The sequence below is a fragment of the Gordonia sp. GN26 genome, from assembly GCF_054823965.1.
On the sequence record NZ_JSYC01000003.1, the window covers coordinates 1 to 24,401 of the forward strand.

Here is a 24,401-nt window from a genome sequence, read left to right on the forward strand (position 1 = left end):
AGAACATCTACTGCGCCGAGGTCGAGAACGCGCTGTTCGGACACCCGAGCATCAGCGAGGCCGCCATCATCGGACGTGCGCACGAGAAGTGGGGCGAGGTCCCGGTCGCGGTCGTCGTCCTCGCCGAGGGGGTCGCCGACCTGACCCTGGCCGACCTCGAGCCGTACCTGAACGAGAACCTGGCCCGCTTCAAGCACCCCAAGGACCTGGTCATCGTCGACGAGCTGCCGCGCAACGCCGGCGGCAAGGTCGTCAAGCCGACCCTGCGGGCGAGCTACGGCTCCAAGGACGCCGGTCTGGCCGACTGACCCGGTCGCGGTGTCGCGGCGCCGGATTCGGAGATGCGCCGTGTGAGCCGACCGATGGAACACAGACTAGAACACGTTTCACTTTTGTGATTGAGTGACTACAGTCACAAGCGGCGGCGACGTCGCTCGATGGACTTCCCGGGGCGAGATTGTTGCCGGGTTCGAACGGAGGAGACCAGTGAAGACAAAGGGCGCGCTACTGCGCGAGCACAACAAGCCGTGGGCGATCGAGGAGATCGAGATCGGCGACCCCAAGGCGCACGAGATCAAGATCAAGATGGAAGCGGCGGGCATGTGCCACTCCGACCATCACTTGATGACCGGCGGCATCCCGATGGCCGGCTTCCCGATCCTGGGTGGCCACGAGGGCGCGGGTGTCGTGGCCGAGGTCGGCGAGGGCGTCACCGACTTCGAGGTCGGCGACCACGTTGTGCTGTCGTTCATCCCGTCGTGCGGCAAGTGTCCGTCGTGCCAGTCGGGCATGGCCAACCTGTGCGACTTCGGCGCCATGCTGCTGCAGGGCGAAGCGGTGTCGGACAACACCTTCCGCATCCACACCGCAGCCGGTGAGAACGTCTACCCGATGACCCTGCTGGGCACCTTCGCGCCCTACATGGTCGTCCACGAGGCGTCGGCGGTGAAGATCGACAAGGACATCCCGTTCGAGATCGCGGCCCTGTGCGGTTGCGGCATCCCCACCGGTTACGGCTCGTCGACCCGCAGCGGTGACGTCCGTCCCGGCGAGGACGTGGCGATCGTCGGCGTCGGTGGCGTCGGTACGGCAGCCCTCCAGGGTGCCGTCATCTCGGGTGCCCGCAACGTGTTCGCCATCGATCCGGTGGAGTGGAAGCGCGAGCAGGCGCTGAAGTTCGGTGCCACCGCGGCATTCGCGTCGATCGAAGAGGCCGCCATGGCCATCGCGGAGACCACCCACGGCGGTATGTGCCAGAAGGTGGTCGTCACCGTCGGTGAGGTCCACGGCAAGGACGTCGACTCGTGGATGGGCATCACCGCCAAGGGCGGCACCTGCGTGCTGACCGGTATGGGCAACATGCTCGAGAGTGACGTGACGCTGAACCTCGCGATGCTGACGCTGCTGCAGAAGAACCTGCAGGGCTCCATCTTCGGCGGCGCCAACCCGAAGCTCGACATCCCGCAGCTGCTGTCGATGTACAAGATCGGCAAGCTCAACATCGCCGACATGATCACCCGCCAGTACCGCCTGGACCAGATCAACGAGGGCTACCAGGACATGCTGGACGGCCGCAACATCCGTGGCGTCATCCGCTACACCGAAGAGGATTGGTGAGCCCTGTGCCCACCGGCCGGCACGCGTGCACGGGTAACGTGACCCGATGTGTCGGTCCTTGAATCTCTGACTGAATGGCCCGTCGACAATGTGTCGGCGGCGATCATCACCCGCGACGGGGTCGCCGAGGAATTCGGCGACCCCGTTCGCGTCTACGAACTCGCCTCGGTCACCAAACTCCTGGTCGCCGAGGCGATTCTGGTGGCCGTCGAAGAGGGGGCCGTCGAACTCGACGATCCGGCCGGGCCTCCCGGGGCGACCATCCGGCATCTTCTCGCCCACGCGTCTGGACTCGCCTTCGACTCGCGAGACATCGAGGCCGGGGTGGGGGAGAAGCGCATCTATTCGAGCGCGGGTTTCGAGATCCTGGCCGAGACGGTGGAACAGGCCGCGGGCATCGGCTTCGCGGAGTACCTGGCCGACGCCGTCTGCGCGCCGCTAGGCATGGAGTCCACCGAGCTGTACGGGCCTGCCGGCCATGGGGCGCGGTCCACTGCCGCCGATCTGGCGCGTTTCGCACAGGACCTGCTCGAGCCCCGACTGCTTGCAGCGGAGACCCTCGCCGATGCGACATCGGTCCAGTTCCCGGGACTCGACGGCTTTGTGCCGGGCTACGGCAGGCACCGCCCCAACGATTGGGGACTCGGATTCGAGATCCGAGCCGAGAAGTCCCCGCACTGGACCGGTACGGCGAACTCGCCCCTGACCTTCGGCCATTTCGGTCAGGCCGGCACCTTCCTCTGGGTCGATCCGGAACTGCAGGCAGCATGCGTCGTCCTCACCGACCGTGCTTTCGGACCGTGGGCGAAACCGCTGTGGACCGAGTTCAATGACCGAGTCGTCAGTGAACTTTCGTCACAGAAATGAACCTTTCTCGCACGAGAAACTAGCGCAACACGCGCATCATGGGGCACAATGAATCCCACGAGTGTGATATCCGAAGTCGCGAGGTGTGTTGGGGAAGACGTTCCTCGTCGACAACGGAGGTGAAAAGGTGCGCAATCTGAACCAGTTTGCGGACATGACAACAGGAGTGGTCTACATCCACTCGGCGCCGGTGGCGCTGTGCCCGCATGTGGAGTGGGCTCTGTCGTCGACCCTGAATGCACGCGCGAACCTGAAATGGTCGGCACAGGACGCCGAACCGGGTATGCAGCGTGCGACTGTCGACTGGGCAGGGCCGGTCGGGACGGCGGCACGTCTGGTGACCGCTCTGCGTGAATGGTCGGCGCTGCGTTTCGAGGTCACCGAGAACCCGAGCGAGGGCGTCGACGGTGAGCGCTACAGCTACGTGCCGGGTCTGGGACTCTGGCGCGGATCGACCAGCGCCAACGGCGATGTCATCATCGGCGAGAACCAGCTGCGTTCGATGATCGAATCCCAGCCCGACAGCGCCGGTCTCGCCGGCGAACTCGAAGCCGCTCTCGGCACGGCCTGGGATGACGCCCTCGAGCAGTACCGCATGGGCGGTGCCGGGGCCGAGGTCACCTGGCTGCAGCAGCGCGTCGGTTAGTGCTCCGGTCGCTCCTCGGGGAGCGTGATGACGTTACCGAGGAGTGAGGAGCGACACGCTCGGCAGGCGCGCGACGCGGTTTGGCCGAGGCGAGAAGTGGGAATCCTCCTGACGCTGCGGAGAATACAGACTTCCCAGGGAGCGCGGTGAACAGTCCCGCGAGCTCAGGGACACACGAGAAACGCCACCGGTGAGAACCGGTGGCGTTCTTCGTCTGGACGTCCGCTGATCAGAGCGGGATGTTCTTGTGGCGGCCGCGTCGGGCGGGTGCGGCCGCAAGTGCTTCGGCGATGATGCTGCGTGTGCGGGCCGGGTCGATGATCTCGTCGACGACGCCGATCGACTGGGCGCGTCCCACACCGCCGGCGATGGCCTCGTGTTCGGCGGCCAGTCGGTCGTGGAGGGCTTCGCGCTCGTCGTCGGGAGCGGCGGCGAGGGCCTTCTTGTGCAGGATGCCGACGGCGGCCTTGGCGCCCATGACGGCGACTTCGGAACCGGGCCAGGCGAACACGGCGGTGGCGCCGAGCGCCCGCGAGTTCATGGCGATGTAGGCGCCGCCGTAGATCTTCCGGGTCACCAGGGTGACGCGGGGGACCGAGCACTCGGCGAAGGCGTGGAGGAGCTTGGCGCCGCGTCGGACGACACCGTTCCACTCCTGTCCGACGCCCGGCAGGTAACCGGGGACGTCGGTGAGGACGATGAGGGGGATGCCGAAGGCGTCGCAGAGGCGGACGAACCGGGAGGCCTTCTCAGCGCTCTCCGAGTTGAGGCAGCCGCCCATGCGCAGTGGGTTGTTGGCGATCACGCCGACACTGCGACCGGACAACCGGCCGAACCCGATGACGATGTTCGGCGCCCACTTGGCCTGCAGCTCTTCGAAACTGGAGATCTCGGTCTCGCCGTCGGCGGCAAGAGCGGTGTCGAGCAGCTTCTCGACGACCGGGTGGACGTCGTAGGCGCGGCGGGCGGATTCGGGCAGCAGGGCCTTGAGGTCGGTGTCGCCGGCGGCGGCCAGCTCACGGTTGAAGTGGCCCTGCCGGCTGAACGTCGAGACGAGGCGTCGTGCGCGCCACAGGGCGTCGGGCTCGGAGTCGGCCACGATGTGGCAGACACCGGACTTCTTGCCGTGGGTGGTGGGGCCGCCGAGCGACTCCATGTCGACGTCCTCGCCGGTGACGCTGCGGACCACATCGGGTCCGGTGACGAAGACGCGACCGGCCGGAGCCATGATCACGATGTCGGTGAGGGCGGGCCCGTAGGCCGCGCCGCCGGCGGCGAAGCCGACGACCACGGAGATCTGCGGGATGTATCCGGAGGCCCGGACCATCGCCTCGAAGACCTGACCCACGGCGTGCAACGCCTCGACACCCTCGGCGAGGCGGGCGCCACCCGAGTGCCAGATGCCGATGACCGGCGCCTGCTCGGAGATGGCGGTGTCGATGGCGTTGACGATGTGAGCACACCCGACGACACCCATGGCACCACCCATGACGGTGCCATCGGTGCAGTAGGAGACCGTGCGAACGCCGTTCACCAGGCCGACAGCGGCCTGGACACCGGACTTGTCGCGAGGATGCAGCAACGACATGGTGCCTTCGTCGAAGAAGTTCGTCAGCCGCAACAGTGGGTCGCGGGGATCGGCGGCTTCTTCGTGGCCGGCCATGGGGGCCAAGGTCGTCATCGCAGTCTCCTACCAGGGTGTCGGGGCGTGGTTCGTCTCAGGCACTACCGAGATCGGCGAAAAGCCGACGCTCAGTAGCGACCGAAGGCGAGCGCCACGTTGTGCCCACCGAAACCGAACGAGTTGTTGATCGCGTAGTCGATCTGTCCGTAACGGGGTTCACCGTGGACGACGTCGATGTCGCATTCCGGGTCCTGGTTCTCGAGGTTGAGGGTCGGCGGGATGACGCCTTCCTCGACGCTCTTGATGGTCAGGACCGACTCGAGCGCACCCACCGCACCGATCGAGTGTCCGAGAGCGGACTTCGGCGCATAGATCGCGGCGTGCTGACCGATGGCGGCGGTGATGCCCGCTGCCTCGGCGGTGTCGCCGATCGGGGTCGACGTCGCATGCGCGTTGATGTGGGTGATGTCGGACTTCTGGAGACCGGCGGTCTGCAGGGCCCGCGTCATCGCGCGAGCGTTGCCCTGACCGCTGGGGTCCGGGGCAACCAGGTGGAAGCCGTCGGAGGTGATGCCGGAACCGAGCAGGCGTGCGTGGATGTGCGCACCGCGGGCCCGAGCGTGCTCCTCGCGTTCGAGGATGAGCATCGCGGCACCTTCGCCGAAGACGAAGCCGTCGCGGTCCTTGTCGAACGGACGAGAGGCGGCAGCGGGGTCCTCGTTGCGGGTGCTCATGGCACGCATCATCGAGAACGCCGCGATCGGCACTGCGTCGATGTGTCCCTCGACGCCACCGGTGACGACCATGTCGGCGTCACCCATGACGATGTGGCGCCATGCGTGTGCGATCGCCTCGGCACCCGACGAGCACGCCGAGACCGGGGTGATGACGCCGGCGCGGGCGCCGATGTTCAGGCCGACGACGGCAGCCGGGCCGTTGGGCATGGCCATCGAGACGGCCAGCGGGGACACCTTGCGGTAGTTGCCGGTGCCTTCCATGGCCTTGACGGCGTCGATCATCGCGTCGCCGCCACCCTGGCCGGTGCCGATGACGACGGCCAGACGGTCGGGATCGACCTCGGGCTCGCCGGCCTGCGTCCAGAGACGCTTGCTCAGCACGTGGGCGATGCGCTCGACGTAGGCCATCCGACGAGATTCGACTCGCGTGACCTCTTCGGACGGATCCTTGAGCAGTCGACCGCCGATGCGCACCGGCAGGTTGTACTTGGTGATGAACTCGTCGGTCAGCTCGCGGATGCCCGACTCACCCGCCAGCAGGTTTTTCCACGTCGAGTCGAGATCCTCGCCGAGCGAGGTGGTCGCCACCATGGAGGTGACGACCACGCTCGGGAAGTTCCCACCCAGCGTCGAGTAGTCGCGGAGGGAGGGGGAGCTCATCAGTTCTGGTCTGCCTCGACCTGGGCCTTGATGGCAGCCGCAGCCTCGGGGTTCTCGCTCTCGAGCTTCTGGATGTACGAGACGGCGTCGCCGACGGTGCGCAGACCGGCGAGGTCCTCATCGGGGATCTTCACGCCGTACTTGTCCTCGGTCTGGACGGCGATCTCGACCATGGACAGCGAATCGATGTCGAGGTCGTCGACGAACGACTTCTCGAGGGTCACCTCGGACGGCTCGATGCCGGTGACTTCCTCGATGATCTCGGCGATGCCGGCAATGAGTTGTTCCTGGGTGGCAGCCACTGTGTGGTTCCCTTTCGTGTTCGGGTTGATGAATTCCGGAGCGTCTGACGGACCGGGTCGGTCCGCGCGCTTGGACAGATCGGCGTCGGGCACCGATCTTCCGGGGGTCGCGGACTAACCGCGACCGCTATCCAAGTTCTGCGATCTTCGCGATGTCGCCGGGCTCCTTGAGAGCCAGCGATGGGGTGCCCTTCAGCTCACGCTTGGCGATCCCCACGAGCGTGCCCGCCGGCGGCAGTTCCACGACGGCGGTGGCCGAGTTGTCCCGCAGGTACGCCGAGCAGAGATCCCAGCGGACCGGCCTGGTGACCTGGCCTACCAGTTTTGTCAGTGCATCGGCGCCATTCGTTACAGGCTGACCGTCCGAATTGGACAGCAGCGTGCGATTCGGGTCGGCCGGCGTGATCTTCGCGGCCGCGGCGGCGACCGAGTCCTGCGCCGGGGCCATGAAGTGGGTGTGGAAGGCGCCGGCGACCGCGAGCTTGCGGATACGGGCCTTCTCCGGCGGGTTGGCGATGAGCTCGTCGATCTTCTCGACGGCGCCCGCCGCCACGATCTGGCCGACCGCGTTGCGGTTGGCGGGGACGAGTTCGAGTTCCTCGAGGCGTGCGAGCACGGCGGCTTCGTCGCCACCGAGGACGGCGGCCATGGTGGTCGGCACGAGCGCGCAGGCCTTGGCCATCTCCGCGCCGCGGATGGCGGCGAGGGTGACGGCCTCGTCGGCCGAGATGACGCCGGTGATGGCGGCGGCGGCGAGCTCACCGACCGAGTGGCCGGCGACGACCGCGTCGGCGGGCAGTTCACCGTTCTTGCGGACCTCGTCGAAGGCGAGGAGGGCGGCGACGACGACCAGCGGCTGGGTCACCGCGGTGTCGGTGATCTCCTCTGCGGTGGCGGTGGTGCCGAGTCTTTCCAAGTCCAGTTGAGTGAGCTTGGACCACGTGGCGATCTGATCACGGTTGCCGGGCAGGTCGAGCCACGGCGTGAGCATGCCGGGTGTCTGGGAACCCTGGCCGGGAGCAAGCAACGAAAGCACGTGACCAGAGAACACCCTTTGCTCGCCCTATGTGGGTGTAGAGAAGCATGAACCTTGTCGCCGGGTTTTGTGGGGTTCCCACAAACTTGACCTCAGTGTCACCTGCTTCGTCATCAGGCTGAGATTCGTTACCGAAACGTGCTCTTAAGGCTCCTATCAGCATAAATCCCGAATCGGACATGTGGCGCGTGTGACTCATGGTGCAGGAGAGTCCGTTTTGTGCCGTAAGTGTGTCAGACGACCGACAGTCGTCGCGATCCGTAGTACATACGCATCTCGTGGATTTGTCGGATCGCGTCGTGTGATTTCCGCAATTTTCTTCAGTCTGTACCGGACAGTATTTGGATGTATGTACAGAACGCGCGCGCAGGATTCGACCGATCCGCCAGAGTCGAGGTAGGCCTCGAGCGTCGTGGTCAGCGTGGTGCCCCCTGCGGAGAGCGGACGGACCACCGATTCGACCAGTGCAGCGACCGCCGATTCGTCACCGTTGAGGGCTCGTTCGGGTAGCAGTTCGAGGCTGTGGACCGGGCGGGGTGCACTCGGCCAGCCCACCACCGCCTCGATCGCCGCCATGGCCTCGGCCGCGCTGGCATGGGCGCTCCCGAGGTTCGGCATGGTCGGTCCGATGACCACCGGCCCGTCGGCGAAGTGGGAGAGAAGAGCCGAGACGAACTTCTCCGTGGGGCGGGCGGGACCGCTGACGATGGCGACGAGCACCGAACCCTGGACCACAGATAGAGCCGACCGGTCGAACTGACGGGCCGTGTTGTGGATGGCCAGCGGCACCGACACGTTCTGCTCGGGCGGCGGGGTTCCGACGATCACGGTCGCCGGGGCGTCGGAGTCCCAGTTCAGGGCTGCCGCGCGGGAGAGGAGCTGAGGACCGGTGTCGCCGCGGACCACGGCGTCGACGACCAGGGCCTCGAGTCGGGAGTCCCAGGCGCCGCGGGATTCCGCGGCCGATGCGTAGATCGCGGCGGCCGCGAAACCGATCTCTCGTCCGTAGCGCAGGACCGACTCGGTGAGCGCTCGGAGCTGGGCGTCGTTGCGGGCGAGCAGCGGCAGCCATTTCTCGAAGAACTCCATCGCCACGCGGACCATCTCGACGGTCTGCAACAGCGTGATGCGTCGGGCGAGGTCCTGCGGCACCACCTGGAAGGCCTGGACCGTGAACTTCACGTTGCCCTCGGGATCCTGGATCCACTCGACGAAGTTCACCACCGCCGTCTGCACGACGAGCTGAACACTCGCGCGCTGCGCGGCGTCGAGGTCGCCGAAGTAGGGCAGCTGATCCTGCATGGAGTGGACCGCCTCGGTGGCGAGGCGGCCGCTGTACTGCTTGACCCGACGCAGGAGCGTGTCCGGTAGCGCGTCGTGCACGGTGGCGGGGGCCGGTACATGGGCACCCCGCTCACCGAACACGTCAGCCGGTGGTGTTGTGGGCTGATTCACTCGCGCGTCGGACACGCTCTCAATCTAGTCCCCGGAAACCGCCGCGCCGGGATCGTCGGTCTCCCCGGGTGCGGCGGTTCGGTGTCGGACTAGGCCACGCCGGGATCGCCGGTCTGCTCCGGAGCGGCAGCGACGTCGTCGATCTTGTACTTGTCCGCGGCCTGCTTGGCCACCGACATGTCGATGTGACCGTCGCGGGCGAGCGCGACCAGCACCGCGACCGCGATCGACTCGGCGTCGACGTTGAAGAAGCGGCGTGCCGCCGGCCGGGTGTCGGAGAAGCCGAACCCGTCGGTGCCCAGCGTCAGGTACGTGCCGGGCAGGTAGGCGCGGATCTGCTCCTGGACGCCGCGCATGTAATCGCTGACGCCGACGAACGGTCCGGCCGCGTCGGCCATCAGCTCGGTCAGGTAGGCGGGCGCGGGCTCGCTACCCGGATCGCGCAGTGCCTGCCGGTCGGCGCGGATACCGTCGCGGGCCAGCTCGCTCCACGACGTCACCGAGTACACGTTGGCGCCGACGTTCCACTCCTCGGCTAGCAGCTCGGACGCACGCAGTGCGTCGGGCATCGTGATGCCGGAGACCAGGATGTTGGCCGGGTACTCCTTGTTCTCCGGTGCCTTCTGGAACAGGTATCCGCCCTTGACGATGCCCTCGTGGTCGACGCTCTCGGGCTTCGCCGGTTGGCTGATCGGCTCGTTGTAGACGGTGATGTAGTAGAAGACGTTCTCCGGGTCCTCGCCGTACATGCGCGTCAGGCCGTCGTCGATGATGTGGCCGAGTTCGTAGGCGAACGCCGGGTCGTACGCGACGACGGCCGGGTTGGTGGCGGCGAGCAGCGGCGAGTGGCCGTCGGCATGCTGCAGACCCTCACCGGTGAGCGTCGTACGTCCGGCGGTGGCGCCGATGACGAAGCCGCGCGCCATCTGGTCGGCGGCCGCCCAGAAGCTGTCGCCGGTGCGCTGGAAACCGAACATCGAATAGAAGATGTACAGCGGGATCATCGGCTCGTCGTGCGTCGAGTACGACGTGCCGACGGCGGCGAAACTGGCTGCCGAGCCGGCCTCGTTGATGCCCTCGTGCAAGATCTGGCCCTCGGAACTCTCCTTGTACGCGAGCATCAGCTCGGCGTCGACCGAGGTGTAGAGCTGTCCGTTGCGGTTGTAGATCTTCAGGGTCGGGAACCACGAGTCCATACCGAAGGTGCGGGCCTCGTCGGGGATGATCGGCACGATCCGCTTGCCGATCTCCTTGTCGCGCAACAGATCCTTGAAGACGCGGACCAGTGCCATGGTGGTCGCGACCTGTTGTTTGCCCGAACCCTTCGCGGTGGCCTTCAGCGCCGAGGAGGTGTCGGCCTTGAGCACCTTGGACTCGGTGCGCCGGCTCGGCAGGAAGCCGCCGAGGGTCTTGCGGCGGTCCAGCATGTACTGGAGCTCCGGGGAATCCTTGCCGGGGTGGTAGTACGGCGGCAGGTACGGATCCTTCTCGAGCTGCTCGTCGCTGATCGGGATGCGCGTGCTGTCGCGGAAGGCCTTGAGGTCGTCGAGCGTCAGCTTCTTCATCTGGTGGGTCGCGTTGCGGCCCTCGAAGTGCTTGCCGAGCGTGTAGCCCTTGATCGTGTGCGCCAGGATGACCGTCGGCTGGCCCTTGTGGGTCATCGCGGCGGCGTAGGCGGCGTGGATCTTGCGGTAGTCGTGGCCACCGCGCTTGAGGTTCCAGATCTCGGCGTCGGAGAGGTCTTTGACGAGTTCCTTGGTCCGCGGGTCGCGGTTGAAGAAGTGTTCGCGGACGAACGCGCCGTCGTTGGCCTTGTAGGTCTGGTAGTCGCCGTCGGGCGTCGTGTTCATCAGGTTGACCAGGGCGCCGTCACGGTCGGCGTGCAGCAGTGCATCCCACTCGCGGCCCCAGATGACCTTGATGACATTCCAGCCGGCACCGCGGAAGAACGACTCCAGCTCCTGGATGATCTTGCCGTTGCCGCGCACCGGACCGTCGAGGCGCTGCAGGTTGCAGTTGATGACGAAGGTCAGGTTGTCGAGGCCCTCGGTGGCCGCGAAGCTGGCGAAGCCGCGCGATTCCGGCTCGTCCATCTCGCCGTCGCCGAGGAACGCCCACACGTGCTGGTCGGAGGTGTCCTTGATGCCGCGGTCGTGCAGGTAGTGGTTGAAGCGCGCCTGGTAGATCGCGTTCATCGGGCCGAGGCCCATCGACACGGTCGGGAACTCCCAGAAGTCGGGCATCAGGCGCGGGTGCGGGTACGACGGCAGTCCGCCGCCCTCGCCGGCGTGGCTGTGCTCCTGACGGAACCCGTCCATGCGGGCCTCGTCGATGCGGCCCTCGAGGTAGGCGCGGGCGTAGATGCCGGGGGAGGCGTGGCCCTGGATGAAGATCTGGTCGCCGCCGCCGGAGTGGTTCTTGCCGCGGAAGAAGTGGTTGAAGCCGACCTCGTACAGCGACGCCGACGACGCGTACGTCGAGATGTGGCCGCCCACACCGACTCCCGGCCGCTGGGCGCGATGCACCATGATCGCGGCGTTCCAGCGGATCATCTGACGGAAGCGGCGCTCGACCTCCTCGTCACCGGGGAACCACGGTTCCGCCTCGGTGGGGATGGTGTTCACGTAGTCAGTGGAGGTGAGTGCGGGGATCGAGACCCGCTTCTCACCGGCGCGCTCGAGCAGCCGCAACATCAGGTAGCGGGCGCGGCCGGGGCCGGCGGCGTCGAGCAGGGCGTCGAACGAGTCGAGCCACTCGGCGGTCTCGTCGGGGTCGATGTCGGGCAGATAGGACGCGACGCCTTCGCGGATGACGCGGACGCGGTGTCCGCTTCGTCCGGCAGCACGTCCGTTGGAGCCCGGGCCGGCGTGCTCGCTGGGAATCGTGTCCTGCGTCGCCTGGTCCATCTGGTCGGTCACGGTGATGCCTACTCCCTCTGACAGGCCGGACTCGGGGGTGGTGGTCCGGCTGCATGGTGTACGACACCGCAACTCCTTTTGTTGTGCGGTGTCACCCCTCATCGTGCCCCATGTGAGGTGGCTTGGCACCGGGCGGATCCGGGTAGGCTGCCGCGACCGGAAAGGTGCTGTAGCTTCCTTGCAGCGTTACTGACGAGTAGGGGGAGGACGATGCTGGGCACAGGGGAGGCCGGGCCCGGCCGCACAGGACACAGGGGTGTCCGGACGAGCGTGATCGTCGGCATGGCATTCGGGGGAATCATGTTGTCGGCGTGTACGTCCACGGTCGGGGGTACGGGTGTCGCGGCACCCGGTGAGGTGGCGATCTATCGGTCGGAGGTGTCGGCGTCGGCAGCCGCGCAGGTGCGGACCGAGGGCGTCGAACTCTGTCGGGAGTCGATGTCGTCGATGGTCGTGATGGTGCGCGGCTACAACACCTTCATCAAGCGGCTCAACACGACGCATTCGTATCCGGAGGTCGGGGATCTCGCCGACAAGGCGCGGGCGAGCCTGATCGCCGGTGCCGATCAGATCCGTCCGAAGATCACCGAGAGTGCGCCCGTCGACGTCGCGACGCCGGCGCGGACGTTCCTCGACTCGACGGCGCGGCTCGAGAACGCGATCCGCAAGGAGCAGCGCACCGAACTCAACCCGGTGTCCGGGCAGTGGACACGTGACAAGGCGCGTCTGCTCGAGGTGTGCGGTGAGTACACGCCGGTGCCGGCGGCGTCGTCGGCGACGCCCCGTTCCTCGGTCACCACCACCCCGGCGCCGACGAGCCCCGGGCGTTGAGCGATTTCCGGTGGTGCGGTCGGTGAAAAAGAAACGCCCGAAATCGAGTGACGTAGGTCGGCTTGCAATGTGAGGCTCTAGGCTGTTGCCTATGCTGACAAGCGAGTTGGCGTACACCGATGTACACAACGGCGACGGAAAGAACGTCCCATCACCCTCAGGAGGTCACGCGCGGTGGTAGCCGCCACAGACGGTACGGGCAGCAACGCCCAAAAACTGGGCTTCAAGGCCGGCTTGGTCGTGCAGGAAGTCGGCTGGGATGAGGACACGGACGACGAGCTCCGAGCCGCCATCGAGGACGCAATCGATGCCGAGATGGTCGATGAGGATGCCGACGACGTCGTCGACGTCGTCGTCCTCTGGTGGCGCGAAGGCGACGGAGACCTCGTCGACGCGCTGATGGACGCCATCGGACCGCTTGCCGAAGACGGATACGTGTGGGTGTTCTCGCCCAAGACCGGGCAACCGGGATACGTGGATCCGAGCGAGATCGCCGAGGCGGCCCCCACTGCGGGCCTCACCCAGACATCGGCGATCAGCCTGGGGGATTGGTCGGCAGCCCGACTCGTCCAGCCCAAGGCACGCTCGGGCAAGAAAGCATGAGCGATGCTCTGCCCACCGCGCCGCTGAGCGTCGGTGACCAGGCACCTGATTTCGAACTCCGGGATCAGAACAACCAGCTCGTGTCCCTGAGCGCGTTGCGTGCCGAGCGCAACGTGCTCGTGGTCTTCTTCCCGCTCGCCTTCACCGGCACCTGCCAGGGCGAGCTGGGCTACATCCGCGACCAGCAGCCACGTTTCGAGAACGACGACGTGACCACCGTGACGATCTCGGTGGGTCCCTCCCCGACGCACAAGGTCTGGTCGGCGGCACAGGGCTTCCTGTTCCCGCTGCTGTCGGACTTCTGGCCGCACGGCGAGGTCGCCAAAGCCTATGGCGTGTTCAACTCCGATCGCGGGTACGCGAACCGCGGCACCTTCCTCGTCAACCGCGAGGGCGTCATCGTCTACGCCGACATGGTCGGGCCGGGCGAGGTGCGGGAGAACAACGTCTGGGACAAAGCTCTCGGCGCTGCCGGCTGATCTCGATTCACAGCTCCCAGTCGCGCTGGGCGCGGGTGGGGCTATGAAAGTGCCGGGCCGCCCGTAGGCGACCCGGCACGGTTGCTGGGGAGTCAGTTGCCGGTCAGTTTGTCCTTGATGTTCTCGGCGGCGTCCTTCACCTTCTCGGCGCCGTCCTTGACCGCGGCCGAGAGCTGGTCCCCTTTGCCCTCGTTCTTCAGCTGATCGTCACCGGTGACGTCGCCTGCCGCCTCCTTGGCCTTGCCGCCGAGGTCCTCGACCTTGTTGCTGACCTTGTCGTTCAATCCCATTTCTCTCTCCTTCTCTTTGTTGATCGGCTTCTTCACTTCTCGAAGTGGACGAACGCCTGCACATGCACGTCCGACCTTCCGAGAGCTGTGGTGATCGAATCCACGGCCGCCTCGACCGGAGCGTTGATCTCGTCGTAGGAGCGGTTGGGCCGGGCGGTGACCACGACCCGGATGATGCTGCGGGCACGATCGTCGATCGCCGTGGCGGACACCTTGTTCAAGAGGGGGTTACCCTCCAGCTCGGCGGTGACCGCGGACGCGATCAACTTCGGTGCGATGGTGAGGACGCCGGTCTCGTCGGAGTCCGGGAGTTCGATGTCGTCGACCGCTCGCGGGGCGATGTTGGTGGAGATCAACAGCAATCCCCACCCCAGCGCGACGACCGCCACCGCGACGAGCACCCACAGCCACCACGCTTGTTCGGTGGCACGCTCGATCGCGGTCTCGTCGACCCGGTCGATCCACTCGTGCACCGGGTCGATGTCCGTGCGCCAGGCGATCGCGCCGCCGCCGACAGCGATCATGGTCAGCGCGACGAGCGCCACCGACAGACGGTGTAGAGAAGCCGGTAGCCGGTTCATCGGACCTTCCTCCCGTCCCGAAGTCGAAGGCGTACAACGACACGAGGTGGCGACTCGAGGACGGACACGACGTCTTCGAGTGTCGAGGCGATCAGGTCCCGGTCGGCGACCGAGGAACGTCCCTGAACGAGGGCCTTCACCTTGCGGCGGGTGACGATCGTGTCGGCGTCGTAGACGCCGGGTAGTTCGGTCACCGCCGCACTGCATCGGCGGGCCAGGTCGCTCGGGCGGGTCCACAAGCCGGGAGCGGTCAGGCGCAGATGCGATCGCTGCCGTGGCTTGACGGCGATCCAGACCAGTGCCAGTCCGACGACGAGAAGACCTGCCGCCGCCGGCCACATCCAGTCCTGCCAGCTCAGCTCGGCGATCCAGTCCGCTGCGGTGCGCGACCACTGCTGCCCGTCGAGCAGTTCGGCTTGCACCGCGATGTCGCGGATCGCGGTGACGCCCACTCCGATGAGTGCGAGTCCGAGGACGGCGCCGGCGATTGCCGCGCCGGGATGCCGTGCGGGAGTAAACGGGTGCGTCGCGGTCTCGGATTCGGCCCGATGCGATTCGGTCTGTGTGCTGGTCTGGGTCACGACGGCACCGCCCCTTCGCTCACGGGTTGTTCAGGTGACGCGGGTAGGTCTATGAACCCGCTCTTGCGGCGTTGCACCTCGCCGCGAGGGACCAGCTGACACACGGTGACGTCCACCCGTACCGGCCTTGTGCCGGTGAGCCTTTCGACCTCGTCGATGACATGGTCGCGTGTACGGCGGCTCACGTCGGCGACCGCGCATGGCCATACGAGGGCGATGTCCAGGGAGATCCGCAGCGCAGTACCGGAGGACCGCAGTGTCGCGCGCGGAAGATCGGTGCCGAGGATCGAGCGACCGGCCGTCGAGCCGAGTAGCGAGCCGACGGTGCCCTGATGCCTTGTGGCACCGGGGATGTCGAGGACCGCGCGGGTGGCGATCCGTTCGATGACCCGGTCCTCGATCGTGAGGGTGCCGGCCGGGCCCGCGGGCGCCGTCAACTCAGCCACGTCCTCGGCTCCGCAGCAGCGCACCCAGGTCGATGGTGCCGTCGCGGTTGAGTCCGAGGACGAGTCCCAACGCACCGAGCGCGAGGGCGAGGAGGAACCCGGCGAGGCCGCCGGCGACCGCCGCGAGTGCGAGCAGTAGTCCGACGAACATCCCGATGATCGCGTTGTTCACTGTGCGTCACCTTCTTTCGATGTTGGAGTGGGGCCGGTCGCGATGTCTTCGACAACGACGGCAAATGTGCGTCCGGCGATGCGTTCGGCGGTGTCTCGCACAGTGGCGGCCACGGTCTGCAGATCGAAGGACATGTCGGCGACGATGTGCACTTCGCCGATGTCGGCGTCGAGCACGATCCCGGCGACGCGTCGCCCGGGCAGATAGGTGGCCACTTCGCCGAGCAACCCGCCGTGGAGTGCTGCCACCCCGGGGACGGCAAGGACCGCATCGGCGAGGTCGTCGACGGGGTCTCGTGGCCTCGAGTTCTCCGCGTGTGCCTCGGGGAGATCCCCGGTTGTCACTGGACCCGGGGGGCGTCGTCGGTCTGTTCGTCGTCGTCGAACGCGATGTCGTGGACGGTGACGTTGACCTCGGTCACCTCGAGACCGGTCATCTGCTCGATCGCGGAGATGACATTGCGGCGGATCGCGGCGGCCAACTGGTGGATGGCGACGCCGTATTCGGCGACGATCGAGACGTCGACCGCGGCCTGACGTTCCCCGACCTCGACCTCGATGCCCTGAGTGGTGCTCACCGAGGTGCCGGGCAGGACGTCGCGCACCTTGCCCACCACGCGCTCGGTGGTCCCACCCAGGTCGTGGACGCCGTCGATCTCACGTGCGGCGATCCCGGCGACCTTGGCGACGACGACGTCGGCGATCGAGGTGCGGCCGCGGTCTGCGGTGGTGTCGCGTCGGGCCAGGGCGCGGCCGGTCGCCGCGTCGGCGTCCGAGGACACGGTGGCCTTGCGTGCGTCGCCGTCGGTCGGGGCGTCCTTGGTGGCCGTTCCGGTCGAGTTCGCAGCCATGTCGTTCTCCTTCGGTCGAGGTTCTCGTGGGCGAACCGCACCGATGCGCTATCGCAAAGGTTCTGTGCAATCCGTCTGTAGGGTGAGTCGGGTGGGACGGGGGGAGTTGCACGCATGAACTGGAGTGATTCGGCTCACAGAGAGTCGATCGACCTGGACGACCTGGGCGACGACGAGCTGGCCGGGGCGGCTGCGGTCGGGGACACCGAGGCATTCGCGGTGCTCGTTCGCCGAGTGACGCCGCCATTGGTCCGGTACCTGGGGCGAATGGTCGACGACCCCCAGACCGCAGAGGACCTCACGCAGGAAGCGCTGCTTCACGCGTGGAAGGGCCTGCCGAACTTCGCGTTCCGCAGTACGTTCCGGACCTGGGTCTTCACCATCGGACATCGAAAGGCGGCTGACCATCACCGACGTCGCCGGGATACGCCGTTCGACGACGAGCGCTTCGCAGATCTCGAGGCCGCGGGCCCGCTTCCGGTGGAGGAGGCCGAGCGGCAGGAGTTGATCGACGCGCTACGCGCCGAACTCGACAACCTGCCGTCCAATTCGAGAGCCGCCTGGTGGCTCAAGGAAGTGGAGGGCCTTACCCTCGAGGAGATAGCCCAGGTGCTGCGCATCAGCACGGGATCGGTTCGCGGGCACCTGCAACGGAGCCGCAAATTCCTCCACACCCGCCTGGCGCCGTGGGACCCTGGAAAAAGATCATCGAGGCCGAACTCGGACGAGCGGGAAGGAGAGGTCCATGCCTGACGCACACGACCTCACCGATGCCTGGCTCGTCGACGCCACCCGGCAACTCGCCGATCCGCCCGGCGACGTCGACAGGTTGATCTCGTCGATCTCCGCCGGACTCAGTCGAATTCGACGACCCGCCCGCGCGTTGGCGTCGGATGGTCGGCGCATCAAGATCACCGACGCGGTCGTCAAACAGATGATCGCGATCCGGACCCGGCGGCAGCTCGGACGCCTCGTCGTGTTCGCGGCCGTCGACGGCGCCGACGACACGATCACCGGAATCCGCGTCGGGTTGATCGCGCGCTACGCCGACGACCTCATCGCCCTGTCCGACCGGGTGCGCGACGTCGTCGAGGACGTCCTCCTCGAGACGATCGGACCCGAAAGCAGCGCTGAGGCGCGACGGAACATCGCGGTTCGCTGGCAGGACGTCTACACGCGGGAATGGCTGAGCAACTGAGCGTTTTACAGCTCGAAACCGCGCTGAGCGCGGGTTGGGGCCATGGATCGGCTGATGTGGTGCGCGCAAAGGGATTCGAACCCCTGACCGCTGGTGTGTAAGACCAGAGCTCTACCGCTGAGCTATACGCGCGTGCGCCGTCACGTTCGGCACCTGCGAGAACGAATCTAGCGGGTCGGCGTCGATCGCCCAAAACTGCCCTTCGATACGCCCCTCCGCAGGCTCCGGGGCTACTCAGGGAGCGAGGGGGGTACGCCCACCTGCAGGCTCCGGGGCTACTCAGGGAACGAAGGGGGGACCGGCGAACCTCACTTCGACCTGCAGACTTCGGTCGACGTCTGCAGGTCGAGATGAGGTTCGCCGGTCGAGGACTCAGGCGAAGATCGGCGGGAGCGCAAGCACCATGATCGCGCCCCAGATCACGTGGGTGATCGCGGGCGCGAGGACGCCTGCGGTGCTGCGACGCAGAATCGCGCAGACGGTGCCCAGGACGGCGCCGGCGAAGCCGAGCATCACGTTGCCGCTGGCCATGGTGACCAACACGTAGATGACCGTCGACACCAGGACCGGATTGTGGGGGCGGGCCGCCGAGTAGACCGACCCGCGGAAGAACAGCTCCTCGGCGAGGCCGTTGACCACGGTGATCACGGTGACGATGGCGAGGCTGCCGTAGTCGGCGAAGGCGAGCACCTGGTTCGCCAGGTCGCTGACGCCGGGGATCATCCGGGCGATCAGACCACCGACGACGAACGCCGCACCGACCGCGAGACCGACGACGGTGCCCAGGCCGATGGCCCCGAGACGGTCCGGGGGACGCGAGGCGACCGGGCTATAGGCACCGAGCCGCAGCGGACCGGAGACAAAGGCGCCGACAATCCACACCACGGCCATGCCGACCGTCAGCGGGTAGAAGGCGGTGTCGCCGGGCTCCACGCGCAGCGAGATGCCGAGCATGACGGCCCCGATGACGAGGAAGGCACCGACCAGCCAGCGGCGTCGTACGTAGTGGGAACCCGGATCGGGATCACGATCCAGTGCTATCGAGTTGTAGAGGTCGCGAGCCAGTGCAGTCACCAGCAGTCGTCACCACCTAGGTCGGTCGTCAGCGGACACAGGTCGGTCAGGGACGGGTCGGCAGAAGAGCTCCGGCGATCTTCGCCGACACACGCAGCGTGCCACCGATCGTCCCGACGGCGCGGCGTTTGACGCGCAACCAGTCGCCGCCGGCCCACGCGGGATCGGTGTCGGCGAGATGGTGCAGGTCGTGCAGATCGCAGACGGACCGGGGATACGGGGATTCGACGGACGCGCGCACGGCGTCGCGCATCGGTGTCAGGCCACCTTCGGGTGGTGGCACCAGCTCGCGGATGCTGTGCTCCGACGCCGTCATCGAGTGGTTCAACGACGTCACGAGTTCCTCGGTGAGTGACGCCGGGACCGGCACGAACATGCCGCCGAGGCGGCCGGCGAGACGGGTGCTCACCCCGAAGACGGGGAGCCGCAACCGCGGGAAGCGGACCGCGGAGATGTACTCGTGGAGGATCGAGATGTAGCGCGCGTGGTCGGGTCCGGAGATGTCGTATTCGCCTGGCGGAAGCGATGACTCACACGCGGCGACGAGGTAGTGGATGGCGTCGCGGATGGAGATCGGGTCCATCTCGTTGGTGATCCAGTCGGGTTCGGGGATCACCGGCAGGCGGTCGGCCATGTAGCGGATGATCTCGAACGACGTCGATCCGGCGCCGATGATCACCGCCGCACGCAGCCAGACGAGTTCCGGACCGTCCTCGATGACGAGCCCCTCGGCGACGTCGGCGCGGCTCTGCAGATGCGACGAGAGTTTGTCGTCGCCCGGCACGAAGCCGCCGAGGTAGATGATCCGGCCGACGCCGGCATCTCGCGCGGCCTCGGCGACGTTGCGTGCCGCGTCGCGATCGCCGTTCGCGAAGTCCGCCTGCCCGATCGCGTGGACCAGGTAGTAGATCGCGTCGACGCGCCCGGCGTCGGAGATGGCCTTCTTGACCGAGATCGGGTCGTCGGCGTCCATGGCCACCTTGGTGACGTCTGCCGACCAGCCGAACCGGTCCAGTTTGCGGGTGTCTCTGGACGTCACCACGACCTCGTGACCCTGCCTCAGCAATGCGCATACGAGCCGGGAACCCACATACCCGGTCGCCCCCGTGATGAGTAGCCTCATGCCTTCGACCGTAGAGAATATTCGACGATCCGGTCGGAACCGCAGGTCAGCGGGTCAAGGACGAGCGGACATCGCGCGTCGATAACGTTCGGCGACCTGGTCGTGATACTCCGCGACGGCGCCCAGTTCGACACGTAATTCGTCGGGTTCGATGACGGTGAAGTCGGCATCGAAGGCGTGCATCCAGCGTGCGATCGATGTCAGCGAGGTGCTGTAGACGGTCACCTCGCAGCTGTTCTCGTCACCGGATTCGAGGGCGCCCCAATAGTGGTGGATCATCGGCGCGACCTCGTCGAGGGGCAGGTGGATGCGGACCCGCGCGATCGCCTGTTGCTGCAGTGCGCCGAGGCCACGGGCGACGAAGGCCGCCGCGCCGCCCTCCGGTGGCTCGCGCGGGCTGAAACGGGGGCCGGTGGGGATCTTCGGCTCCATGCGGTCGACGCGGAAGGAGCGCCAGTCGTCGCGGGCGAGGTCGAAGCCCACGAGGTACCAACGGTTCCCGTTGCGCACCAGACGGAACGGCTCGACCTCGCGTCGACTCTCCTCGCCGTCGTTGCGCCGGTAGTCGAATCGCAGGCGTTCGTTGCGATGGCAGGCAGTGGCGATGTCGGTGAGGCGTTCGGCTGGGACCGCACTCGTCGGAGCCTCGCGCGGGATGGCCTCGATCCGCAGCGCGTCGAGACGGTGCTGGAGTCGCGACGGCATGACCTGACGCAGTTTCGCGAGCGCCCCGGCCGAGGCCTCGGCCATGTCGGCGACCGCGCCCGTCGTCACCGCGTCGAGCCCGAGCGCGACAGCGAGAACCTCCTGGTCGTCGAGGAGCAGGGGCGGCATCTCCGCACCGGCCCCGAGCCGATACCCGCCGCGCGCACCGACATTCGCGTCGACGGGGTAACCGAGCTCGCGGAGCTTGTCGATGTCGCGCCGCACCGTGCGGGTCGTGATGTCGAGGCGTTCGGCGAGCTCTCGGCCCGACCATTCCCGCCGTGTCTGCAGCAGCGACAGCAGAGCCAGCAGCCGGGCCGAGGTTTCCAACATGCAGACATCCTGCCGCAAGATGCGGACAGGTTCTGTCCTTGTTCGGTGAATCGGGCGCTGCTCGTCGCGGTGCGTCATGCGGTCGTGGTGCACACCGACCCCGATAGGGTTGGTGCGGTCCGGGTCTCGCCGGGCGCACGACGCAAGGAGCATCACATGCCGACGACCATCCTGCCGCTCGCCGAGGTCACCGAAGGCCTGATCGCCCAGTGGGCCGCGATCGCCGACGTCGCCGCCGGACTCACCGACGAGCAGTGGGCGGCGGCCTCGGTGCTCCCCGGATGGACCAACGCCGACATCGTCGCGCACATCATCGGCACCGAGAGCATGCTCGACGGCCGTGATGTGGAGGCCACCCGCACGGTCAGCGCACTCGACCACGTGCGGAATCCGATCGGCGAGCTCAACGAGAAGTGGGTCGACCACTACCGTCCGACGCCGCGCGCCGAGGTCCTCGCCGCGCTCGACGAGATCATCACGGTGCGCACCGCGGCGCTGAAGGCGATGACGCAGGAGCAGTTCGACGCCCCGTCGATGACTCCGGCCGGCGCCGACACCTATGGACGCTTCATGCGCATCCGCGTCTTCGACTGCTGGATGCACGAGATCGACCTGCGCGACGGCACCGACGGTTCCGCCGTCACCGATCCCGTCCCCGCATCGTTGGCACTGGACGAGATCAGCGCGTCACTGCCGTTCGTCGTCGGCAAGCGCGCCGACGCACCCAAGGGCAGCAAGGTGCTCTTCGACATCACCGGTCTGTCGGCGCGAACCGCTCGGATTCTCGTCGGCGACCGCGCGTCGCTGGTCGAGGAATTCGACGGCGGCGACGCGTCGGCCGATGTGCGTCTCCGGATCGACGCCGCCAACCTCGCCCGCTGCGCCGGTGGTCGCCGGGACGCCGACCCGAATGCAGTGGATATCGACGGCGACGCCGCGCTGGGGAACGCGATCCTCGATCGGATGAACTACGTGATCTGAGCGGTTCGCACCTCGACCTCCTATACCGCCGAGTGCTGCGAAATTTCGTCCCCCTCACGGTGATTCGAGGGCATATTGCCCTCGGATGGCCCTGAGGGGGACGAATTTCTCGGTCGATGCGGAGAATTGCGGTCGACTCACCAGGCCTTCGAGGCTCGTCGCTTGCGCTCCTCGCACCTCAGGCAGCGAGGTGGTGGCTCGTCGCTTGCGCTCCTCGCATCTCAGGCAGCAGGGGCGCTACTCGCCGACCGTCGCCTTCTGGATCAGGAGGTTCTGGTTCGGCGGTCCGGACTGGGCGCCGGGTTTGGCGGGGGTGAACCCGCCCGCGACGATCTTGTCCAGGACGGCGAGTCCGGACGGGTCCATGGTGCCGACGATGGAGTAGGTCAGCGGGAGGTCGGTGTCGTCGGCGAGCATGAAGAACGTCGTCGAGCCGGTGGCACCCGTGTCGTCGGGGAGGTCGAGGATGCCGACGGTGCCGCGTGGGTAGGTGACCTGCGGGATGCCGTTGTTGTCGGTGCCGGCCGACGGGAGATCCTGGGGCAGTTCGTCGGGGCTGGTCCAGCCGGGGTTGGTGCCCTCCTTGCCGCCCGACGAGCCGCAGATCAAGTACTTCGCCGACGCCCGGTGGCACTTGCTGCCGTCGTAGAACCCGGACTTGATCAGCGACACCATCGCGCCGACGTTGCACGGGGCCTCGGCCCGGTTGAGCGTCATCGTGATGGTGCCCTGAGCGGCGATCGGGATCTGGGCGTCCACGGTGCCGGTGTTCGGCTGGGTCGACGCAGGTGCCGGCTGGGTGATGCCGCCGACGACCGTGCGCGTCGGGTAGTCGCAGGCGACGGTGCCCGCAGGCATCGCCTGCTTGGAGGTGTCGGGGTCCGGCGGTTCATCCCCGCCGTTCGACAGTGCGACGACGATGCCGGTGACCGCGAGGGCGATCACCACCACGCCCACGGCTACGGCGATCGCGATGTTGCGGCCGGTGTTCGACTTCCGTGGCGGCGGGGTCGGGGAGCCGCCCCACTGGTTGGGCCCGGAGAACGCCTGGGGTCCCGAGAACGACTGCGGACCCGAAAACCGCTGCGGTCCCGAATACGACTGCGGCCCGGAGTGGGGCGGTCCGGAATAGGGCTGCGGCCCCGACGGACCTGAGAATCCCTGCGGCCCGGAAGTTCCCGGGGGAGGGCCGTATCCACCGGCGGAGCCGGGAGAATGCTGCGGCCCGTGGACATTCGGGCCGGAGTTCAGGCCGCGGACCATCGTCGGGTCGGATGCCATGGAGCCGCCCGGCGTCGGGTGGGCACCCGGCGGTTGGTGCTGCGGCGTGGGGGATTGGGGCGGGCGGGGAGTGTGGGGCGGCGGGGTCAGGCCCGCGGGTGGGATCGGCTGGGGTACGACGGTCGGTGGTGCCTGCTCTGCCGGAGGTGTCTGAGGTTGGGTCGCCGGGCTCGATGCTCTGCCCGCCAACGCGTCGGAGGCCGCGTGGATGAGTTCGCGCGCGCTCGGGAAGCGCTGACCCGGGTCCTTGGCGAGGCCGCGCGCGATCACCGGGTCGAGCGGGCCGCCCGTCTGCGGTGGCGGCTTGGTGATGTGCGCGGTCATCAGGCCCTGATCGGTCTTCGCCGGGAACGGGGTCTGGCCGGTGACGCATTCGTACAGCACGCAGGCGAGGGCATAGTTGTCCGAAGCCGGGCCGGCCGGCTCGTCGCCGAAACGCTCCGGCGCCATGTAGGCCAGTGTGCCGAGCGCGGTTCCCACCTGTGTCAGGCGACTGTCGGTGGTGCCCTGCGCGATTCCGAAGTCCACGAGGTAGGCGAAGTCGTCGGAATCGACGAGGATGTTGTCTGGTTTGATGTCACGGTGGACGAGGCCGTCGCGGTGCGCGGCGTCGAGCGCTGCGGCGACCTGGCCCAGGATGCGGACGGCTCGATCCGGCGGGAGGGGACCGGAACCGAGCACCTTGCGCAGATCCTGACCGTCGACGAGGCGCATGTCGATGAACAGGACGCCGTCCTTCTCGCCCCAGTCGTGGATCGGGATGACGTGCGGATCGGACAGTTTCGCCGCGGTCTTCGACTCGCGCTCGAACCGTTCGCGGAAATCCTTGTCGTGCACCAGATGCGGCGGGAGAACCTTCAGGGCGACGCGTCGTTCCTTGACGGTGTCGTAGGCCTCGTACACCTCCCCCATGCCGCCGCGACCGAGGAGTCTGTCGATGCGGTACGGGCCCAGTGTGGTGCCCGCTCTCGACGATGGATCGGTCACGTCATCCTCGGTTCTACGATCGTC

27 protein-coding genes and 1 tRNA gene are annotated in these 24,401 nt (G+C 67.2%); 10 read left to right on the forward strand and 18 right to left on the reverse strand.

Annotation, left to right across the window (positions count from 1 at the left end; all coding sequences use genetic code 11):
* The 4 genes from OK17_RS00475 to OK17_RS00490 all read left to right on the forward strand — a co-directional run.
* A partial coding sequence (locus tag OK17_RS00475; protein WP_461416347.1) for an AMP-binding enzyme occupies positions 1–308 on the forward strand: 308 nt, incomplete at its 5' end.
* 178 nt (positions 309–486) lie between these two features.
* Positions 487–1,617, forward strand: coding sequence for an NDMA-dependent alcohol dehydrogenase (locus OK17_RS00480; protein WP_232716655.1), 1,131 nt, complete (start codon positions 487–489; stop codon positions 1,615–1,617).
* A gap of 48 nt (positions 1,618–1,665) precedes the next feature.
* Positions 1,666–2,484 carry a serine hydrolase domain-containing protein gene (locus tag OK17_RS00485; protein WP_232716656.1) on the forward strand — a complete coding sequence of 273 codons (819 nt, stop codon included), beginning with the start codon at positions 1,666–1,668 and terminating at the stop codon, positions 2,482–2,484.
* A gap of 127 nt (positions 2,485–2,611) precedes the next feature.
* On the forward strand, positions 2,612–3,130 hold the full coding sequence (locus OK17_RS00490) for a DUF3145 domain-containing protein (protein ID WP_005200180.1): 519 nt from the start codon (positions 2,612–2,614) through the stop codon (positions 3,128–3,130).
* A 229-nt stretch (positions 3,131–3,359) separates the two neighbouring features.
* On the opposite strand, the gene OK17_RS00495 is transcribed toward OK17_RS00490, so the two are convergent.
* From OK17_RS00495 to aceE, 6 genes are all read right to left on the reverse strand, one after another.
* A complete protein-coding gene (locus OK17_RS00495) occupies positions 3,360–4,811 on the reverse strand; it encodes an acyl-CoA carboxylase subunit beta (RefSeq protein WP_006867895.1) in 1,452 nt (483 codons plus the stop codon).
* A gap of 71 nt (positions 4,812–4,882) precedes the next feature.
* Entirely contained in the window at positions 4,883–6,151 is a 1,269-nt protein-coding gene (locus tag OK17_RS00500; RefSeq protein WP_119032718.1) for a KasA/KasB family beta-ketoacyl-ACP synthase, read from the reverse strand.
* A complete protein-coding gene (gene acpM / locus OK17_RS00505; protein WP_006434904.1) occupies positions 6,151–6,453 on the reverse strand; it encodes a meromycolate extension acyl carrier protein AcpM in 303 nt (100 codons plus the stop codon). The genes OK17_RS00500 and acpM overlap by 1 nt, the downstream gene beginning before the upstream one ends.
* Before the next feature lie 127 nt (positions 6,454–6,580).
* A complete protein-coding gene (locus OK17_RS00510) occupies positions 6,581–7,489 on the reverse strand; it encodes an ACP S-malonyltransferase (RefSeq protein ID WP_119032717.1) in 909 nt (302 codons plus the stop codon).
* A 195-nt stretch (positions 7,490–7,684) separates the two neighbouring features.
* A complete protein-coding gene (locus OK17_RS00515) occupies positions 7,685–8,959 on the reverse strand; it encodes a PucR family transcriptional regulator (protein ID WP_119032716.1) in 1,275 nt (424 codons plus the stop codon).
* 74 nt (positions 8,960–9,033) lie between these two features.
* On the reverse strand, positions 9,034–11,862 hold the full coding sequence (aceE, locus tag OK17_RS00520) for a pyruvate dehydrogenase (acetyl-transferring), homodimeric type (protein ID WP_461416348.1): 2,829 nt from the start codon (positions 11,860–11,862) through the stop codon (positions 9,034–9,036).
* Between the two features lie 210 nt (positions 11,863–12,072).
* On the opposite strand from aceE, the gene OK17_RS00525 reads away from it, so the two are divergent.
* The 3 genes from OK17_RS00525 to OK17_RS00535 all read left to right on the forward strand — a co-directional run bounded on the left by OK17_RS00525 (position 12,073) and on the right by OK17_RS00535 (position 13,775).
* Entirely contained in the window at positions 12,073–12,693 is a 621-nt protein-coding gene (locus OK17_RS00525; protein WP_119032715.1) for a hypothetical protein, read from the forward strand.
* 174 nt (positions 12,694–12,867) lie between these two features.
* On the forward strand, positions 12,868–13,296 hold the full coding sequence (locus OK17_RS00530; protein ID WP_119032714.1) for a DUF3052 domain-containing protein: 429 nt from the start codon (positions 12,868–12,870) through the stop codon (positions 13,294–13,296).
* Positions 13,293–13,775, forward strand: coding sequence for a peroxiredoxin (locus tag OK17_RS00535; protein WP_232716657.1), 483 nt, complete (start codon positions 13,293–13,295; stop codon positions 13,773–13,775). Before OK17_RS00530 ends, OK17_RS00535 begins: the two co-directional genes overlap by 4 nt.
* A 92-nt stretch (positions 13,776–13,867) precedes the next feature.
* Here OK17_RS00535 and OK17_RS00540 read toward each other — a convergent pair whose 3' ends face one another.
* The 7 genes from OK17_RS00540 to OK17_RS00570 are packed head-to-tail and all read right to left on the reverse strand — an operon-like array spanning position 13,868 to position 16,695.
* A complete protein-coding gene (locus tag OK17_RS00540) occupies positions 13,868–14,065 on the reverse strand; it encodes a CsbD family protein (RefSeq protein ID WP_232716658.1) in 198 nt (65 codons plus the stop codon).
* 32 nt (positions 14,066–14,097) lie between these two features.
* Entirely contained in the window at positions 14,098–14,646 is a 549-nt protein-coding gene (locus tag OK17_RS00545; RefSeq protein ID WP_461416349.1) for a hypothetical protein, read from the reverse strand.
* Complete coding sequence (locus OK17_RS00550; protein WP_461416350.1) at positions 14,643–15,227, reverse strand: hypothetical protein; 585 nt, start codon at positions 15,225–15,227, stop codon at positions 14,643–14,645. Before OK17_RS00550 ends, OK17_RS00545 begins: the two co-directional genes overlap by 4 nt.
* The gene (locus OK17_RS00555) at positions 15,224–15,673 is read right to left on the reverse strand and encodes an Asp23/Gls24 family envelope stress response protein (RefSeq protein ID WP_461416351.1); all 450 of its coding nucleotides are present in this window, start codon (positions 15,671–15,673) and stop codon (positions 15,224–15,226) included. The genes OK17_RS00550 and OK17_RS00555 overlap by 4 nt, the downstream gene beginning before the upstream one ends.
* The gene (locus tag OK17_RS00560; protein ID WP_232716662.1) at positions 15,666–15,845 is read right to left on the reverse strand and encodes a DUF2273 domain-containing protein; all 180 of its coding nucleotides are present in this window, start codon (positions 15,843–15,845) and stop codon (positions 15,666–15,668) included. The genes OK17_RS00555 and OK17_RS00560 overlap by 8 nt, the downstream gene beginning before the upstream one ends.
* Positions 15,842–16,189 (reverse strand): Asp23/Gls24 family envelope stress response protein, encoded by a 348-nt coding sequence (locus tag OK17_RS00565; protein WP_461416352.1) that lies wholly within the window; start codon positions 16,187–16,189, stop codon positions 15,842–15,844. Before OK17_RS00565 ends, OK17_RS00560 begins: the two co-directional genes overlap by 4 nt.
* Entirely contained in the window at positions 16,186–16,695 is a 510-nt protein-coding gene (locus OK17_RS00570) for an Asp23/Gls24 family envelope stress response protein (RefSeq protein ID WP_461416353.1), read from the reverse strand. The genes OK17_RS00565 and OK17_RS00570 overlap by 4 nt, the downstream gene beginning before the upstream one ends.
* 114 nt (positions 16,696–16,809) lie before the next feature.
* On the opposite strand from OK17_RS00570, the gene OK17_RS00575 reads away from it, so the two are divergent.
* Positions 16,810–17,448: an RNA polymerase sigma factor gene (locus OK17_RS00575; protein ID WP_461416354.1), complete on the forward strand. Its 639-nt coding sequence runs from the start codon at positions 16,810–16,812 to the stop codon at positions 17,446–17,448.
* Complete coding sequence (locus OK17_RS00580) at positions 17,441–17,893, forward strand: hypothetical protein (RefSeq protein WP_461416355.1); 453 nt, start codon at positions 17,441–17,443, stop codon at positions 17,891–17,893. The genes OK17_RS00575 and OK17_RS00580 overlap by 8 nt, the downstream gene beginning before the upstream one ends.
* 57 nt (positions 17,894–17,950) lie before the next feature.
* On the opposite strand, the gene OK17_RS00585 is transcribed toward OK17_RS00580, so the two are convergent.
* The 4 genes from OK17_RS00585 to OK17_RS00600 form a co-directional block, all read right to left on the reverse strand.
* Positions 17,951–18,025 (reverse strand) — tRNA-Val (locus OK17_RS00585).
* A 240-nt stretch (positions 18,026–18,265) separates the two neighbouring features.
* Entirely contained in the window at positions 18,266–18,973 is a 708-nt protein-coding gene (locus OK17_RS00590; protein ID WP_232716702.1) for a CPBP family intramembrane glutamic endopeptidase, read from the reverse strand.
* 40 nt (positions 18,974–19,013) lie between these two features.
* Entirely contained in the window at positions 19,014–20,090 is a 1,077-nt protein-coding gene (locus OK17_RS00595; RefSeq protein ID WP_461416356.1) for an NAD(P)H-binding protein, read from the reverse strand.
* 54 nt (positions 20,091–20,144) lie between these two features.
* Positions 20,145–21,128 carry a helix-turn-helix transcriptional regulator gene (locus OK17_RS00600; RefSeq protein WP_461416357.1) on the reverse strand — a complete coding sequence of 328 codons (984 nt, stop codon included), beginning with the start codon at positions 21,126–21,128 and terminating at the stop codon, positions 20,145–20,147.
* Between the two features lie 156 nt (positions 21,129–21,284).
* Between OK17_RS00600 and OK17_RS00605 the strand changes: the two genes are divergently transcribed.
* On the forward strand, positions 21,285–22,109 hold the full coding sequence (locus OK17_RS00605; RefSeq protein WP_461416358.1) for a maleylpyruvate isomerase family mycothiol-dependent enzyme: 825 nt from the start codon (positions 21,285–21,287) through the stop codon (positions 22,107–22,109).
* Between the two features lie 237 nt (positions 22,110–22,346).
* Here OK17_RS00605 and OK17_RS00610 read toward each other — a convergent pair whose 3' ends face one another.
* The gene (locus tag OK17_RS00610) at positions 22,347–24,377 is read right to left on the reverse strand and encodes a protein kinase domain-containing protein (protein WP_461416359.1); all 2,031 of its coding nucleotides are present in this window, start codon (positions 24,375–24,377) and stop codon (positions 22,347–22,349) included.
* Between the last annotated feature and the right edge of the window lie 24 nt (positions 24,378–24,401).